Origin of the sequence: Enterobacter sp. 168J2, assembly GCF_034107265.1 — a bacterium.
GTDB lineage: Bacteria > Pseudomonadota > Gammaproteobacteria > Enterobacterales > Enterobacteriaceae > Enterobacter > Enterobacter nematophilus.
In genome coordinates, this window is the sequence record NZ_JAWNEB010000004.1 from 217,071 (window position 1) to 231,166 (window position 14,096).

General features: G+C 56.5%; 12 protein-coding genes and 1 tRNA gene. 6 read left to right on the top strand and 7 right to left on the bottom strand.

What is annotated here, in order from left to right; translation table 11 throughout:
• The first annotated feature begins 54 nt into the window (after window positions 1-54).
• Both USG84_RS13380 and mgtE read left to right on the top strand, forming a co-directional pair.
• Window positions 55-1,698, top strand: a complete 1,644-nt coding sequence (locus tag USG84_RS13380) for a multidrug ABC transporter permease/ATP-binding protein (protein ID WP_151413973.1) — start codon at window positions 55-57, stop codon at window positions 1,696-1,698.
• Between the two features lie 148 nt (window positions 1,699-1,846).
• The gene (gene mgtE / locus USG84_RS13385; protein WP_320738308.1) at window positions 1,847-3,283 is read left to right on the top strand and encodes a magnesium transporter; all 1,437 of its coding nucleotides are present in this window, start codon (window positions 1,847-1,849) and stop codon (window positions 3,281-3,283) included.
• Here mgtE and USG84_RS13390 read toward each other — a convergent pair.
• Window positions 3,246-4,535: a SulP family inorganic anion transporter gene (locus USG84_RS13390; RefSeq protein ID WP_151414001.1), complete on the bottom strand. Its 1,290-nt coding sequence runs from the start codon at window positions 4,533-4,535 to the stop codon at window positions 3,246-3,248. The two genes, mgtE and USG84_RS13390, sit on opposite strands and share 38 nt — an antisense overlap.
• 188 nt (window positions 4,536-4,723) lie before the next feature.
• Between USG84_RS13390 and mqo the strand changes: the two genes are divergently transcribed.
• Window positions 4,724-6,373, top strand: coding sequence for a malate dehydrogenase (quinone) (gene mqo, locus USG84_RS13395; RefSeq protein ID WP_151413974.1), 1,650 nt, complete (start codon window positions 4,724-4,726; stop codon window positions 6,371-6,373).
• A 135-nt stretch (window positions 6,374-6,508) separates the two neighbouring features.
• Here the strand turns inward: mqo and eco are convergent, their stop codons facing one another.
• Window positions 6,509-7,012, bottom strand: coding sequence for a serine protease inhibitor ecotin (gene eco / locus USG84_RS13400; protein ID WP_253542821.1), 504 nt, complete (start codon window positions 7,010-7,012; stop codon window positions 6,509-6,511).
• A gap of 209 nt (window positions 7,013-7,221) precedes the next feature.
• Here eco and USG84_RS13405 point away from each other — a divergent pair, with 209 nt between their 5' ends.
• The gene (locus USG84_RS13405; RefSeq protein ID WP_008500962.1) at window positions 7,222-7,482 is read left to right on the top strand and encodes a DUF2534 family protein; all 261 of its coding nucleotides are present in this window, start codon (window positions 7,222-7,224) and stop codon (window positions 7,480-7,482) included.
• A gap of 94 nt (window positions 7,483-7,576) precedes the next feature.
• On the opposite strand, the gene USG84_RS13410 is transcribed toward USG84_RS13405, so the two are convergent.
• The 3 genes from USG84_RS13410 to USG84_RS13420 form a co-directional block, all read right to left on the bottom strand.
• Window positions 7,577-7,653 (bottom strand) — tRNA-Pro (locus USG84_RS13410).
• A gap of 71 nt (window positions 7,654-7,724) precedes the next feature.
• Window positions 7,725-9,485 (bottom strand): LPS biosynthesis-modulating metalloenzyme YejM, encoded by a 1,761-nt coding sequence (yejM, locus tag USG84_RS13415; RefSeq protein ID WP_061097581.1) that lies wholly within the window; start codon window positions 9,483-9,485, stop codon window positions 7,725-7,727.
• 19 nt (window positions 9,486-9,504) lie between these two features.
• A complete protein-coding gene (locus USG84_RS13420; RefSeq protein WP_014884596.1) occupies window positions 9,505-9,732 on the bottom strand; it encodes a YejL family protein in 228 nt (75 codons plus the stop codon).
• A gap of 134 nt (window positions 9,733-9,866) precedes the next feature.
• Here USG84_RS13420 and yejK point away from each other — a divergent pair, with 134 nt between their 5' ends.
• Entirely contained in the window at window positions 9,867-10,874 is a 1,008-nt protein-coding gene (gene yejK / locus USG84_RS13425; RefSeq protein ID WP_032641831.1) for a nucleoid-associated protein YejK, read from the top strand.
• Window positions 10,875-10,925: 51 nt separating this feature from the next.
• On the opposite strand, the gene rplY is transcribed toward yejK, so the two are convergent.
• A complete protein-coding gene (gene rplY, locus USG84_RS13430; RefSeq protein ID WP_015572298.1) occupies window positions 10,926-11,210 on the bottom strand; it encodes a 50S ribosomal protein L25 in 285 nt (94 codons plus the stop codon).
• A 125-nt stretch (window positions 11,211-11,335) separates the two neighbouring features.
• A complete protein-coding gene (locus tag USG84_RS13435) occupies window positions 11,336-13,096 on the bottom strand; it encodes a DEAD/DEAH box helicase (RefSeq protein ID WP_151413976.1) in 1,761 nt (586 codons plus the stop codon).
• Between the two features lie 281 nt (window positions 13,097-13,377).
• Between USG84_RS13435 and rsuA the strand changes: the two genes are divergently transcribed.
• Window positions 13,378-14,085, top strand: coding sequence for a 16S rRNA pseudouridine(516) synthase RsuA (gene rsuA / locus USG84_RS13440; protein ID WP_151413977.1), 708 nt, complete (start codon window positions 13,378-13,380; stop codon window positions 14,083-14,085).
• Window positions 14,086-14,096: the final 11 nt, after the last annotated feature.

The window sequence follows — 14,096 nt, forward strand, 5'->3', positions numbered from 1 at the left end:
TCCGCGCAGGGCAGTTTACACTGCTGGCTGATTTTTATTGTCCGGATTGCCTGCATGCAACTACTTCTTCTTGTCTGGCGTCAGTATCGCTGGCCCTTTATCGCCGTAATGGCATTAAGCCTCGCCAGCGCCGCGCTGGGTATTGGCCTGATCGCGTTTATCAACGTGCGGCTGATCGAAATGGTCGATACCTCACTCTCGGTGCTGCCGGAGTTTCTCGGCCTGCTGCTGCTGTTGATGGCGGTTACGCTTGGCTCTCAGCTGGCGCTGACCGCGCTTGGCCACCATTTTGTTTTCCGCCTGCGCAGCGAGTTCATCAAGCGGATCCTCGACACGCAGGTTGAGCGCGTGGAGCAGCTCGGCAGCGCCTCCCTTCTGGCGGGGCTGACCAGCGACGTGCGCGCGATTACCATCGCGTTTGTCCGCCTGCCGGAGCTTGTGCAGGGGATCATCCTGACCTTTGGCTCGGCGGCGTATCTCGCCTGGCTTTCGACAAAAATGCTGGCGGTGACCGCGGTGTGGATTGCCATCACCATCTGGGGCGGTTTCGTGCTGGTGTCGCGCGTCTATAAACACATGGCGGTCCTGCGCGAAACGGAAGATAAGCTCTATAACGATTACCAGACGGTGCTGGAAGGGCGCAAAGAGCTGACCCTCAACCGCGAGCGTGCCGAGCATATCTTCAATAACCTCTATATTCCGGACGCGCGCGAATACCGGCACCACATTATTCGCGCCGATACCTTCCACCTGAGCGCGGTGAACTGGTCCAATATTATGATGCTGGGCGCCATTGGCCTGGTGTTCTGGATGGCGAACAGCCTGGGCTGGGCGGACACCAACGTGGCGGCGACCTACTCGCTGACGCTGCTGTTTTTGCGCACGCCGCTGCTCTCGGCCGTCGGCGCATTGCCCACCTTGCTGAGCGCGCAGGTGGCATTTAATAAGCTCAAAAAATTCGATCTCGCGCCGTTTAAGGCTGAATTCCCGCGTCCGCAGGCCTTCCCGAACTGGCAGACGCTGGAGCTACGTAACGTCACGTTCCGCTATCAGGACAACGCCTTCTCCGTGGGGCCGGTCAACCTGACGATTCACCGCGGCGAACTGCTGTTCCTCATCGGCGGCAACGGCAGCGGAAAATCCACGCTGGCGATGCTGCTCACCGGACTTTACCAGCCGCAGTCGGGCGAGATCCTGCTGGACGGCAAGGCGCTGAGCGCGGAGAAGCCCGAGGATTACCGCAAGCTTTTCTCAGCGGTATTCACCGACGTCTGGCTGTTTGACCAGCTGCTGGGGCCGGAAGGGCAGCAGGCCAATCCTGAGCTGGTGGAAAAATGGCTTACGCAGCTGCAGATGGCGCACAAGCTGGAGCTTCAGGACGGCAAAATCCTGAACCTCAAGCTCTCCAAGGGGCAGAAGAAGCGCGTGGCGCTGCTGCTGGCGCTGGCGGAAGAGCGTGACATCATCCTGCTGGATGAATGGGCGGCGGATCAGGATCCTCACTTCCGCCGCGAGTTTTATCAGGTGCTGCTGCCACTGATGCAGGAGATGGGCAAGACCATTTTCGCCATCAGCCACGACGATCATTACTTCATTCACGCCGACCGTCTGCTGGAGATGCGCGACGGCAGGCTGAGCGAGTTGACCGGCGACGAGCGCGATGCGGCATCGCGTGATGCGGTGGCGCGTACGGCCTGATGCCCTCACCCTAACCCTCTCCCACAGGGAGAGGGGATAGATCGTGGCTGTAATGACGTTTTTTTCTCCACCTCGGCCCGTTGTTTATTCTTATTTACATATCCCCGCGCTATGCTTAACGCCAACTCATTTAATGGATTTATGATTGATGTCGGTATTAAAGAAAAACAGCGCCAGGCAGCGTGACCAGGAACGTGCGCGACTCATCTGGCTTCTCACGACCGATAAAGCGGTCACGTCTACGCTATTAGGCAAACTGACCCTGGCTGAGCAATATGATGTCGGCACCTTAGCCGACGATATTGCTGAGGTAGGTGCGCTGGTTGCTCATTTACCGCCGCCGGATCTGGCGGATACCCTGGAAGCGCTTCCTTCGGAAGAGCGTCACGCCCTCTGGCGCCTGGTGCAGGATCACGAGCGTGGCCAGGTCCTGCTTGAGGCATCCGAAAACGTCTGGGATGACCTGATCGACGAGATGAGCGACCGGGACATCCTCGACGCCCTGCAAACCCTGGATATCGACGAGCAGATTTACCTTGTACAGCACCTGCCGCGTAATCTGACCGGTCGCCTGCTGGCCTCTCTGCCTGCCGATGAACGCGCGCGCGTGCGTCAGGTGATGCACTACGAGAAAAACAGCGTTGGCGCGATCATGGAGTTTGGCGTTATCACGGTACGTCCGGACGTCACGCTCGGTACCGTACAGCGCTACCTGCGCCGCCTGGGCAAAATGCCGGACAACACCGATAAGCTGTTTGTCACCGCGCGGGATAAAACCCTGCTCGGCGAGCTGGAGCTGAAAACCATCCTGCTCAACAGCACCCAGCAGAAGGTGAGCGAGGTGATGGAAAACGAGCCGATGGTCTTCTCCCCGGAAGACGATGCGGAAAAAGCGGCGCGTACCTTTGAACGTGATGACCTTGTGAGTGCGGCGGTCGTAGACTCCGTCGGCAAGCTGATGGGCCGTCTGACCATTGATGAGATCGTTGACGTGGTTTATGAAGAGACCGATAACGACCTCCGCGCGCTAGGCGGGATCAGCGCCGAAGATGACGTCCACGCCTCCGTCGGCAAGGCGGTGAAAACCCGCTGGGCGTGGCTGGCTATTAACCTGTGTACCGCCTTCATCGCTTCCCGCGTGATTGACGGCTTTGAACACACCATTTCGCAGCTGGTGGCGCTGGCCTCGCTGATGCCTATTGTGGCCGGGATTGGCGGCAACACCGGAAACCAGACCATCACCATGATTGTCCGCGCGCTGGCGCTGGAAAATATTCAGCCCGGTAACTTCGCCTTTCTGATCTTCAGGGAAATGGGGGTGGCGCTGATCAACGGCCTGGTGTGGGGCGGGATTATGGGCGGCATCACCTGGTGGCTGTATGACGATATGGCTTTAGGCGGCGTGATGATGCTGGCGATGGTGCTGAATTTGCTGGTGGCATCAATGATGGGCGTCATTATCCCGCTGACGATGACCAAACTGGGCCGCGACCCCGCGGTGGGGTCGAGCGTGATGATCACCGCCATCACCGATACCGGCGGTTTCTTTATTTTTCTTGGGCTGGCAACGATTTTTCTGCTTTAACCCGACGCTTAATGCGGGCGGGGATCAGCGCCATGACGATAATCCCGCCCAGCACGCCAACCGCCAGATTGCCGGTTGAAACCGTTGCGGCAACGGTCACCAGCATTACCACCGTTTCTGCAACCGGGGCATTTTTTATCGTGGCGGGCTGAAGGCTGTGCCAGCTGAAGGTTTTGACGGCGACAATCGCCATAATCCCCGCGAGCACCGCCATCGGGATTTTAGCCATCACTTCACTGAGTGCCGTCACCAGGATCAGCAGCACGATGCCTGCCGCAATGGTTGAAATGCGGCTTCGCCCTTTTCCCATCTCCACGTTAACGATGGTTTGTCCGATCATCGCGCAGCCCGCAATGCCACCGTAAAGCCCGGCCATGATATTTCCGACGCCCAGCCCGATGCTCTCGCGACGCTTGCTGGAGGGCGTAACCGTCAGTTCGTCCACCAGTTTTGCCGTCAGCAGGGACTCCAGCAGACCGACGAAGGCAATGCTCAACGCGCACGGCCAGATAATGCTCAGCGTCTGTAAGTTAAGCGGCACCAGCAGCTCGGTAAATCCAGGCAGACCGCCAGTCATTGAGCCTTCATCACCGACGGTCGGCAGGACCTGACCGGTGGTGACGGTGAAAAGGGTTAACAGCACAATCGCAATCAGCGGGGAAGGGACGCTTTTAATATAGCGCGGCACCCACAGCACAATCAGCAGCGTCAGCACGAACAGGCCCACAATCAGCGGGCTTCGGCTCCAGAAATGCGGCACCTGAGCGAAGAAAATCAAAATGCCCAGGGCGTTAACAAATCCGGTCATCACCGACTGGGGAATAAAGCGCATCAGTCTTGCCATGCCCAGCACGCCAAACAAAATCTGGATCGCGCCAGCCATCAGCACGGCGGGAAGAATGTACTGTACCCCGTGCTGATGCACCATCGGGCCAATCACCAGCGCCACGGAACCGGCCGCAGCCGTGACCATCGCCGGACGACCGCCCAGCACAGAGAGAGTAAGACACAGCACCACGGAGGCGATCAGGCTAACCTTCGGGTCAACGCCCGCCACCACGGAAAATGAGATGACCTCGGGGATCAGCGCCAGAGCGGTAATCACGCCCGCCAGCGTTTCACGCGTCAGTTGTTTAGGGGAGCGCAGCACGCTGGCTACGCTGTCTTCAGGGGATACAGCAGAATGGGGTAAGGACATAACAGTTCGCTGGTTAGGGCAGGCTTCCGTGCGCGCGATCACAAAGTGCAGCATAGTAGCCATAAATTCCCCGTATTGCCAGTTGCGCGCCGCAATCCCCTACAAACAATCCATCATTAAATTTCACAATTACAATAATTTCGTAACCTTTAAACAATATTTAAAAGTTGTTACCGTGCCCACGCAGCTTTTTTCACCTGCAATTTCCACGCATCAAGCACTTTTACACTAAGGCATAAATTATGAAAAAAATGACTGCCATGCTCTTTTCTCTGGCCGTTGGGCTCAGCGCCGTCTCAATGGCAGCGAAAGCAGACGCACCAAAAGAGCAGGAAACGGACGTCCTTTTGATTGGTGGCGGCATCATGAGCGCCACGCTGGGAACCTATCTGCAAGAACTGCAGCCGGACTGGTCCATGACCATGGTCGAGCGCCTCGATGGCGTGGCGCAGGAGAGTTCGAACGGCTGGAATAACGCCGGTACGGGCCATTCGGCACTCATGGAACTGAACTATACGCCGCAGAAAAAGGACGGTTCCATTAGTATCGAGAAGGCGGTAGAGATCAACGAAGCGTTCCAGATCTCGCGTCAGTTCTGGTCTCACCAGGTCAACAGCGGCGTGATGCACGACCCGCACTCCTTCATCAATACCGTGCCGCACATGAGCTTTGTGTGGGGCGAGCAGAACGTGAATTTCCTGCGCGCGCGCTACGCTGCGCTGCAGCAGAGCACCCTGTTCCGCGGGATGAAATACTCTGAAGACCACGCGCAGATTAAAGAGTGGGCACCGCTGGTCATGGAAGGTCGTGATCCGAACCAGAAAGTCGCGGCGACCCGCACCGAAATCGGGACCGACGTGAATTACGGCGAGATTACCCGTCAGCTGGTGGCGTCCCTGAAGAAGAAAGATAACTTCAATCTGCAGCTCAGCACCGAAGTGCGCGGCTTTAAGCGCAATGCGGACAACAGCTGGAGCGTGACCGTTGCCGATCTGAAAAACAATGAAGCCGAGCACGTCATTAAGGCGAAGTTTGTCTTCATCGGTGCGGGTGGCGCGGCGCTGAAGCTGCTGCAGGAGTCCGGTATTCCTGAAGCTGACGACTACGCGGGCTTCCCGGTCGGCGGTCAGTTCCTGGTGTCCGAGAACCCGGAAGTGGTGAATCGTCATCTGGCAAAAGTGTACGGTCAGGCTTCCGTAGGTGCGCCACCGATGTCCGTCCCGCACATCGACACCCGCATGCTTGACGGTAAACGCGTGGTGCTGTTCGGACCGTTCGCGACCTTCTCCACCAAGTTCCTGAAAAACGGCTCACTGTGGGATCTGCTGAGCGCGACCACCACCTCTAACGTCAAACCGATGATGGACGTGGGGCTGGATAACTTCGATTTGGTGAAATACCTGATTAGCCAGGTGATGCTTTCTGATGAAGAACGCTTCGAGGCGCTGAAAGAGTACTATCCGCAGGCGAAGAAAGAAGACTGGCGTCTGTGGCAGGCCGGTCAGCGCGTGCAGATCATCAAGCGCGATCCGAAAGAGGGCGGCGTGCTGCGTCTGGGTACCGAAGTGGTGAGCGATAAGGATGGCACGATCGCCGCGCTGCTGGGTGCGTCACCGGGTGCGTCTACCGCTGCGCCAATCATGCTGCACCTGATGGAAAAAGTGTTTAAAGACAAAGTCGCCAGCCCGGAATGGCAGGCGAAGCTGAAAACCATTATTCCTTCCTACGGCACGAAGCTGAACGGTAACGTGGATGCGACGGAGCAGGAGCTGGAGTACACCAGCCGCGTGCTGCAGCTGCAGTACGTGAAGCCGCAGGCTGCGGACGCTGCACCGAAGGCGGAGCTGAAGCCTCAGCCGGAAAACAAACCGGTTGCGGATATTGCGCTGTAAGGTAAAAGCAAAACGGTAACATCCGTTACCGTTTTTAGCGTTTTCTCCCTCTCCCGGTGGGAGAGGGGTGGGGTGAGGGCACCAGAGCGCACCCTTTCCGGGTCGGGTAAGGCGAAGCCGCCACCCGACTTATTTTTAGCGTACTACCGCTTGTCCGACCGTCTCTTCTGCCTTCCACACGCGATATTTTACTTCCACGTTTTCAGGCGTATATACCACGATCGGCAACTTGCTGTTGTAGCGCAGCAGGCTGTTGTCGCCCAGATACGCCGTCACAAATTTCTTCTCTTTCTTGCCGTCCGGGCAGGCCATCATGGTGGAAACCGGAGAGGTCACTTTATCAAAGACGTAATAGTCATAGCCCCAGCCTTCCAGGGTTTTGCTTTCCAGCTGACCGCCCAGACGATGCTGATTGCAGTCCACTTCCAGCGTCTTGCCAATTAACAGTTCCACTTTGTAATTCGCTTCGTCCTGCTGAACCGGCAGCTGAATCACCTGACGCTTCATGCCTTTTTCCGCTTGCGGATAGGGGGCAACTTTTTCCAGCGGCTGCGCTTTTTGGGCGTCACTGGCGAAAGCGCTGGTGCTGGCGCACGCGGCGGCGAGAAGCGCCATGGCAAATTTAGGTGCGTTTTTCATTGTCATTCCTTTATGTCAAAACGGTCCTGAACAGACTAACATAACGAGTGTGAATGATTGGTGTGATTTACCTACATTTTCATTATATGTAGCGTAATAAACTTAATATTTACCGTTTTGGCAGGTGTTTGTACTGGTGTGGAGTGTGGCGGGCGTTCGTGTTATTTTAGGCTCTCTATAATGTTATTCATCTGTGAAAGGGAAGAGAGATGGTTCGTGCAAAACTGAAAACACCTGAAGGCCGCAAGTTCCTCCTGGCGCTACTTGTCGTGTTTATGATTGCTGCCGCGTGCGTCGGGCGGGCCACCATTGTTGGCGTCATCGAACAGTACAACATTCCTCTCTCCGCCTGGACTACCAGCATGTATGTGCTGCAGTCGGCGATGATCTTCGTTTACAGCCTTGTCTTCACCGTTCTGCTGGCTATCCCGCTGGGCATTTTCTTCCTGGGCGGACGTGAAAAACACTAAGCGTTTATCTGCTATAAGAAGCCAGCCTGCGGGCTGGCTTTTTTACAGGCAATAAAAAAAACCAGCCATAAGAGGCTGGTTTTCAATGTGTTTTTGGTCGGCACGAGAGGATTTGAACCTCCGACCCCCGACACCCCATGACGGTGCGCTACCAGGCTGCGCTACGTGCCGACGCATAAAAAGATACTACTCGATTCCGTTTCGAATGCAAGGGAATCTGTCGCTAACTGGTTTATAATTAATCAGTTAGCGATAAAACGTTTCTCATCCGTCAGGACCTGCAGCAGCAGGCTAAGCTGTGGTTTCTGGTCCTTCAGCCGTTCACCCTGCAGATTATAGGTCTGATAGTTCCCGTTGCTGTTCAGCACCAGCGTCAGCTTCGGCGTGGTCACTACCAGCGTGTTGCCGTCAGCAGCCGTCACCCAGTTATGGCGGCGCGTGGCGCTGAAGAGATCCTGCCCCTGCGAATACTCGTTTGCTGGCGTACTGACGTGCAGCAGGCGCTGCATCAGGGTCGTCATGACGTCTTTATGTTCTGTGAGCATATTGATGCGCTGCGCCGGCGTTCCCGGCCAGTGGATCACCAGCGGAACGTGCAGGTTTGGACGTGACCAGCTCATGCTCTTCGTCTCGTCGCCTAACGGTACGCCATGCCCCGCGGTCACGATCACGACGGTGTTATCAAGCTTGCCCGATTCACGTAGCGCGTCAAGCACGCGGCCAATCTGTGCGTCAACATCGCTGGCCGCGCGGCCGTAGCGGCGCGCAAAGCCTGCCTGGTTGCTGTCGTTAAGCGTTGTGCCGTTAAAGGCCACCCACGAGAACCAGCGGTTATCTTCCTGCGCGTAGCGATGCAGCCAGTTTATCCACTGGTTTGCGGTCTGGGCATCAGACTGGCTCTGCGCGGCAGGCAGTGAGAAATCAGAGAGCAGCGCCTGGCGGTACAGTGAACTGTTAAAGCCGTCCGATGAGAACAGCCCTAACTGATAGCCCTGCTGATTAAGCCCGGTGATCAGCGCCGCAGGGATGCGCGCAGACAGCACGCCGTCCATGTATCCGGCAGAAATGCCGTAGAACAGGCCAAAGATACCCGCATCGGTTGAGTTGCCTGAACTCATATGCTGGGTAAACGACACGTTCTGACTCGCGAAATCGGCCAACGCAGGCATCTGCTTCTCGTAACGGGAATAGTTAAGGCCATCGACGGTAATCAGCAGGACGTTTTGCCCGCGACCCATATCGCGATAGCGCAGATCGCTAAGCGGATACTGCACGCTAACCGCTTCCGGATTACCCTGTTCGACCAGACGGCGCTGATACTCCTGGGCATCAAGCAGGCCGTGCTTCTCAAGGAAACGACGGGCCGTCATCGGATAAGAGAGCGGCAGGTTAGCGCGCTGCATGGTAATAGGGCGATAGAAGTTCGCATCCGCCCAGATATACATGATGTGCGAACTGATAAATGAGACGAAAAAGAGCGCGGCGACGGGCTTCGCGTAATGGCGGCGTCGGGTCAGGCTGCGAAGCTTTTGCCAGCTCCAGGTGGCAAACAGCATCTCGATCAACAGGATCACCGGGACGCTGATGAACATCAGCTGCCAGTCGCGGGCCGTTTCGTTCTGGTCCGGGTTTATTACCAGTTCCCAGACGATAGGGTTGAGATGCAGGTGGAAACGGGTGAACACTTCACTGTCGATAAGCAGCAGCGTCATCCCCACCGTCGCAAGGATTGCGGACAAGAACCGCATCAAACGCTGCGACATGACGATAAACGTCAGAGGAAACAGGATCAGCAGATAGGTGGCGAATACCAAAAAGCTAAAGTGACCGACGACGCTTATCCAGGAGTAGATACGCCCGGTTAGCGTTGTGGGCCAGTCTGCGACAAACAGATAACGACAGCCAATTACCGTCGCTAGCAGAATGTTGAACAGGGCAAACCAGTGTCCCCAGCTGACCATCTGGGAGACTTTTTCACGGTAGCGCTGACGATTCGTCACCATAAACTGTTGTTCGTTTCCCTTAATGGGCCTGGTCGTTGCTGACGGATGACTGTAACGCCTGGGCGAAAGATTTGGCGATCGCCTGACGCTGAGCCGGAGCAACGCTGGTGTTGATAAGGTTGGTGACCATATTTCCCAAAACCATCAGGGAGAGATCGGTCGGCGTTTTATGTTTTTCCAGTACGTTGACCAGCTCACTGAGCAGTTGTTCAACGTGTTCATCACTGTAGCGGGAATGTTGTGGCATAAATCAAAATCAGTTTGTTGATGAAAGGGCAACATATTACCGTAGCAACAGCTTTTTTTCCCCTTTTTTATCTGTTGTTGCACACATGTCCTGGTGGTGGTTGAATACCGCCCGGTCTAAAAGGAGAGTTTATCATGAGTCTGGAAATCAACCAGATTGCCTTGCACCAGCTTATCAAGCGTGATGAGCAAACCCTTGAAGTGGTGCTACGCGATTCGTTACTGGAACCCACGGCAACCGTTGTGGAAATGATGGCAGAGCTGCATCGCGTCTACAGCGCTAAAAATAAAGCCTATGGTCTGTTCAGCGAAGAGAGTGAGCTGGCCGATAGCCTGCGCCTGCAGCGTCAGGGCGAAGAGGATTTCCTGGCGTTTAGCCGTGCGGCAACCGGGCGTCTGCGCGACGAGCTGGCAAAATATCCGTTCGCCGACGGCGGCATCGTCCTGTTCTGCCACTATCGTTATCTGGCGGTCGAATATCTTCTGGTCAGCGTGCTGAACAACTTAAGCAGCATGCGCGTGAACGAGCAGCTGGACATCAGCTCCACGCACTATCTGGATATCAACCATGCGGATATTGTGGCGCGTATTGATTTGACCGAGTGGGAAACCAACCCGGAGTCGACCCGCTACCTCACCTTCCTGAAGGGGCGCGTGGGCCGTAAGGTGGCCGATTTCTTTATGGACTTCCTCGGCGCCAGTGAAGGCCTGAACGCCAAAGCGCAGAACAAAGGGTTGCTGCAGGCCGTTGATGACTTTACGGCTGAAGCGCAGCTCGATAAATCTGAACGCCAGACCGTACGCCAGCAGGTTTACAGCTACTGCAACGAGCAGCTGCAGGCGGGGGAAGAGATTGAACTAGAGTCGCTGTCAAAAGAGCTGGCGGGCGTCAGCGAAGTGAGCTTCCAGGAATTTACCGCGGAGAAAGGCTATGAGCTTGAGGAGAGCTTCCCGGCAGATCGCAGCACGCTGCGTCAGTTAACCAAATTTGCCGGCAGCGGCGGTGGGTTAACCATCAACTTTGACGCCATGCTGTTAGGTGAACGCATCTTCTGGGATCCGGCCACCGACACCCTGACCATCAAAGGTACGCCGCCGAACCTGCGCGATCAGCTTCAGCGCCGCACCTCTGGCGGTAAATAACAGCCATAAAAAAACCCCGCAGCTGCGGGGTTTTTTTCGACTGGTTTGCGATTACGCGCGAACGAAGTCGATGTGAGTCAGTTTTGGCTTGAACGCGTGACGCTGAACGGCCTGAACCTTCACTTTTTCTTCTTTACCGTCAACAACGATGGTCAGAACTTCGCTGTAGAACTCAGCTTTGTTCTGCATGTTCCATACTTTGTCGTGATCCAGTTCGATAGCAACTGGAGCAGCTTCGCCACCGTAAACGATAGCCGGGAACTTGTTAGCGGTACGCAGGCGGCGGCTCGCACCCTTACCCTGCACGTTACGTACTTCTGCTTCGATAGTGAACATTGATTTCTCTCTGTATTTAAAACCCTACTACAGGCGACCCAGCAGCAGGTGAGTGTTCTGCTCCACGGATGTGAAGCGGGCGGCATTTTATACTCAAATGCCCCGCACATCAATGAAAAGTCCCGTTAACCGCGCAATTCATTTGCCCGACGGAAGCGGCCTTCATAGTCAAAGAACTTCTCGCGAACCTGCCAGAACTGGCCTTTCTTGCGGGCGACCACGAAGTCGGGGTGGCGCAGCAGCACCTGCTGATGAACGATATCCGCGACGGTTATCCAGCGCAGCGGCACGCCAGGCGTACGGGTATGCGGGCGGATGAAGAGCTGCTCAAATGCCGTGCGCTGGGCAGGCGTCTGAACCCTGAACCGTTCGCTGACGTCAGCGCCATCCTCGTCGTAATAGGTGATTTTCAGCCATTCGCCTTTTTCATCCGCGCCGGGCTGCAGCGCCATGCCGGAGCAGCGCAGCACCAGCGCATCTTTCAGCTTCAGCGCCGCTTTCAGCATGTCGTCCGGGTCCACCAGCACCGTGTCGCACTCGCGGCAGCGGCGGGCGGCGATGTCGTTTTCGGCGTTGCACTGCGGGCAGTTTTTGAAGCGGAAGCGGAAATCGCACTGCTCGCGATGTCCCTCATCATCTTCAAACCAGCCCTGACAGCGGCGGCCAAAGTGTTCAATCAGCGTGCCGTCGGCGGTGGTTTTCCCCCAGAAGGTGTTGGCAAAGCCGCAGGCCGGGCAAAACACCTGCACCGGCACGTTGTCGCTTTTGCCTTTCGGCGTGCCCACTTCGGGGGAGTAGAGATCGTGCGGGTTACCCGCGTAATCGAGGATCAGACAGTCGGTTTTTCCCGGGGCCAGGCGCAGGCCGCGGCCGACAATCTGCTGATACAGGCTGACGGATTCGGTAGGGCGCAGAATGGCGATCAGATCCACGTGCGGGGCATCGAAACCGGTAGTCAAAACAGAGACGTTGACCAGATAGCGAAACTGCTGCGCTTTGAAGACCTCAATCAGCCTGTCGCGCTCCGGGCCGGGCGTTTCGCCAGTGATCAGCGCCGCGTCGTCAGCGGGCAGCAGGCCGGTGATTTCGCGCGCGTGCTCAACGGTGGCGGCAAAAATCATGACCCCTTTGCGCGTCTGCGCAAATTCTTCGATCTGGCTAATGATGTGCGGCGTGATCCGCTTTTGCTTTTTCAGCTCCTGATTGAGGTCAGCTTCGCTGAACAAGCCGTTGTTCTGCGGCTGCAACCGGCTGAAATCATACTGCACCACCGGCATATCCAACCGCTCGGGCGGCGTCAGGTAGCCGTGCTTAATCATGTAGCGCAGCGGAAGTTCATAGATACAGTCGCTGAACAGCGCTTTCTCGTCGCCGCGCACCATGCCGTGATAATGAAAGCGATAGATCCAGCCTTTGCCCAGGCGAAACGGGGTGGCCGTCAGGCCGAGCAGGCGTAAGTGAGGGTTCACCTCTTTAAGGTGAGTGAGGATTTGCTGATACTGGCTGTCGTCGTCATCGCTGATGCGGTGACATTCGTCGACAATCAGCAGCGAAAACTCGCTGCGGAACAGATCCAGGTTGCGGGCCACCGACTGTACGCTGCCGAAAACCACTTTGCCGTGGCTCTCTTTGCGCTTCAGCCCGGCGGCGAAAATGTCGGCTTCCAGCCCCAGCGCGCAATATTTGGCATGGTTTTGCGCGACCAGCTCTTTGACGTGCGCCAGCACCAGCACGCGACCGCGCGCCAGGCGGGCCAGCTCGGCAATGACCAGGCTCTTGCCTGCACCGGTCGGGAGGACAATGGCCGCCGGTTCCCGGTGTTTGCGGAACCAGGCGAGGGTCGCGTCAACGGCTTCCTGCTGATAGGGACGAAGTGTAAAAGTCATAGGGTCTCGGTTTCGTTATTCCGCACATATACCCGTCATACTTCAAGTTGCCTGTGCGTTGGCTGCACTCGTTCACCCCGGTCACTTACTTATGTAAGCTCCCGGGGATTCACTCCTTTGCCGCCTTCATGCAACTCGAATTATTTAGGGTATAGATAGTATGCCACGAAACTTTTTCCCTTGAGTGGCGCAACCAGACCATTATACTGAACCGTTCCTGACTGCTTCTTTTTTCGGACGCACGGTCCGACTTCCAGCACCATTAAGGCTAAAAAGATTTCATGCGACTTGATAAGTTTATCGCTCAGCAACTCGGCGTAAGCCGCGCTATTGCCGGGCGCGAAATACGCGCCAGCCGCGTTACCGTGGATGGCGACATTGTGCGAGACAGCGCGTTCAAACTCCAGCCTGACCATCAGGTTGAGTACGACGGTAATCCGCTGACCCAGCAGCACGGTCCCCGCTATTTCATGCTCAATAAGCCGGAAGGCTATGTCTGCTCAACGGACGATCCGGATCACCCGACGGTGCTCTATTTCCTCGACGAACCGGTTGCGCATAAGCTGCACGCCGCGGGCCGCCTCGACATCGACACCACCGGTCTGGTGCTGATGACCGACGACGGTCAGTGGTCGCACCGCATTACTTCCCCGCGCCACCACTGCGAGAAAACCTATCTGGTCACGCTGGAGTCGCCGGTTGCTGATGACACGGCAGAACAATTCGCGAAAGGCATTCAGCTGCATAATGAGAAAGATCTGACCAAACCCGCCGTGCTTGAGGTCATCACCCCGACGGAGGTCCGTTTGACCATCAGCGAAGGGCGCTACCATCAGGTGAAACGTATGTTTGCCGCCGTGGGTAACCACGTTGTGGGCTTGCACCGTGAACGCATCGGTGCGATTGCGCTCGATCCCGACCTGGCGCCCGGTGAATATCGCCCGCTGACGGAAGAAGAGATTGCCAGCGTCGGTCTGCCTTCGCACTAATTTCAGGAGAA

What these genes read in the sequence shown, in the direction of transcription:
- USG84_RS13380 (WP_151413973.1), top strand. Translation starts at nt 55, where the DNA reads ATGCAACTACTTCTTCTTGTCTGGCGTCAGTATCGCTGGCCCTTTATC.
- mgtE (WP_320738308.1), top strand. Translation starts at nt 1,847, where the DNA reads ATGTCGGTATTAAAGAAAAACAGCGCCAGGCAGCGTGACCAGGAACGT.
- USG84_RS13390 (WP_151414001.1), bottom strand. Translation starts at nt 4,535, where the DNA reads ATGCTGCACTTTGTGATCGCGCGCACGGAAGCCTGCCCTAACCAGCGA.
- mqo (WP_151413974.1), top strand. Translation starts at nt 4,724, where the DNA reads ATGAAAAAAATGACTGCCATGCTCTTTTCTCTGGCCGTTGGGCTCAGC.
- eco (WP_253542821.1), bottom strand. Translation starts at nt 7,012, where the DNA reads ATGAAAAACGCACCTAAATTTGCCATGGCGCTTCTCGCCGCCGCGTGC.
- USG84_RS13405 (WP_008500962.1), top strand. Translation starts at nt 7,222, where the DNA reads ATGGTTCGTGCAAAACTGAAAACACCTGAAGGCCGCAAGTTCCTCCTG.
- yejM (WP_061097581.1), bottom strand. Translation starts at nt 9,485, where the DNA reads ATGGTGACGAATCGTCAGCGCTACCGTGAAAAAGTCTCCCAGATGGTC.
- USG84_RS13420 (WP_014884596.1), bottom strand. Translation starts at nt 9,732, where the DNA reads ATGCCACAACATTCCCGCTACAGTGATGAACACGTTGAACAACTGCTC.
- yejK (WP_032641831.1), top strand. Translation starts at nt 9,867, where the DNA reads ATGAGTCTGGAAATCAACCAGATTGCCTTGCACCAGCTTATCAAGCGT.
- rplY (WP_015572298.1), bottom strand. Translation starts at nt 11,210, where the DNA reads ATGTTCACTATCGAAGCAGAAGTACGTAACGTGCAGGGTAAGGGTGCG.
- USG84_RS13435 (WP_151413976.1), bottom strand. Translation starts at nt 13,096, where the DNA reads ATGACTTTTACACTTCGTCCCTATCAGCAGGAAGCCGTTGACGCGACC.
- rsuA (WP_151413977.1), top strand. Translation starts at nt 13,378, where the DNA reads ATGCGACTTGATAAGTTTATCGCTCAGCAACTCGGCGTAAGCCGCGCT.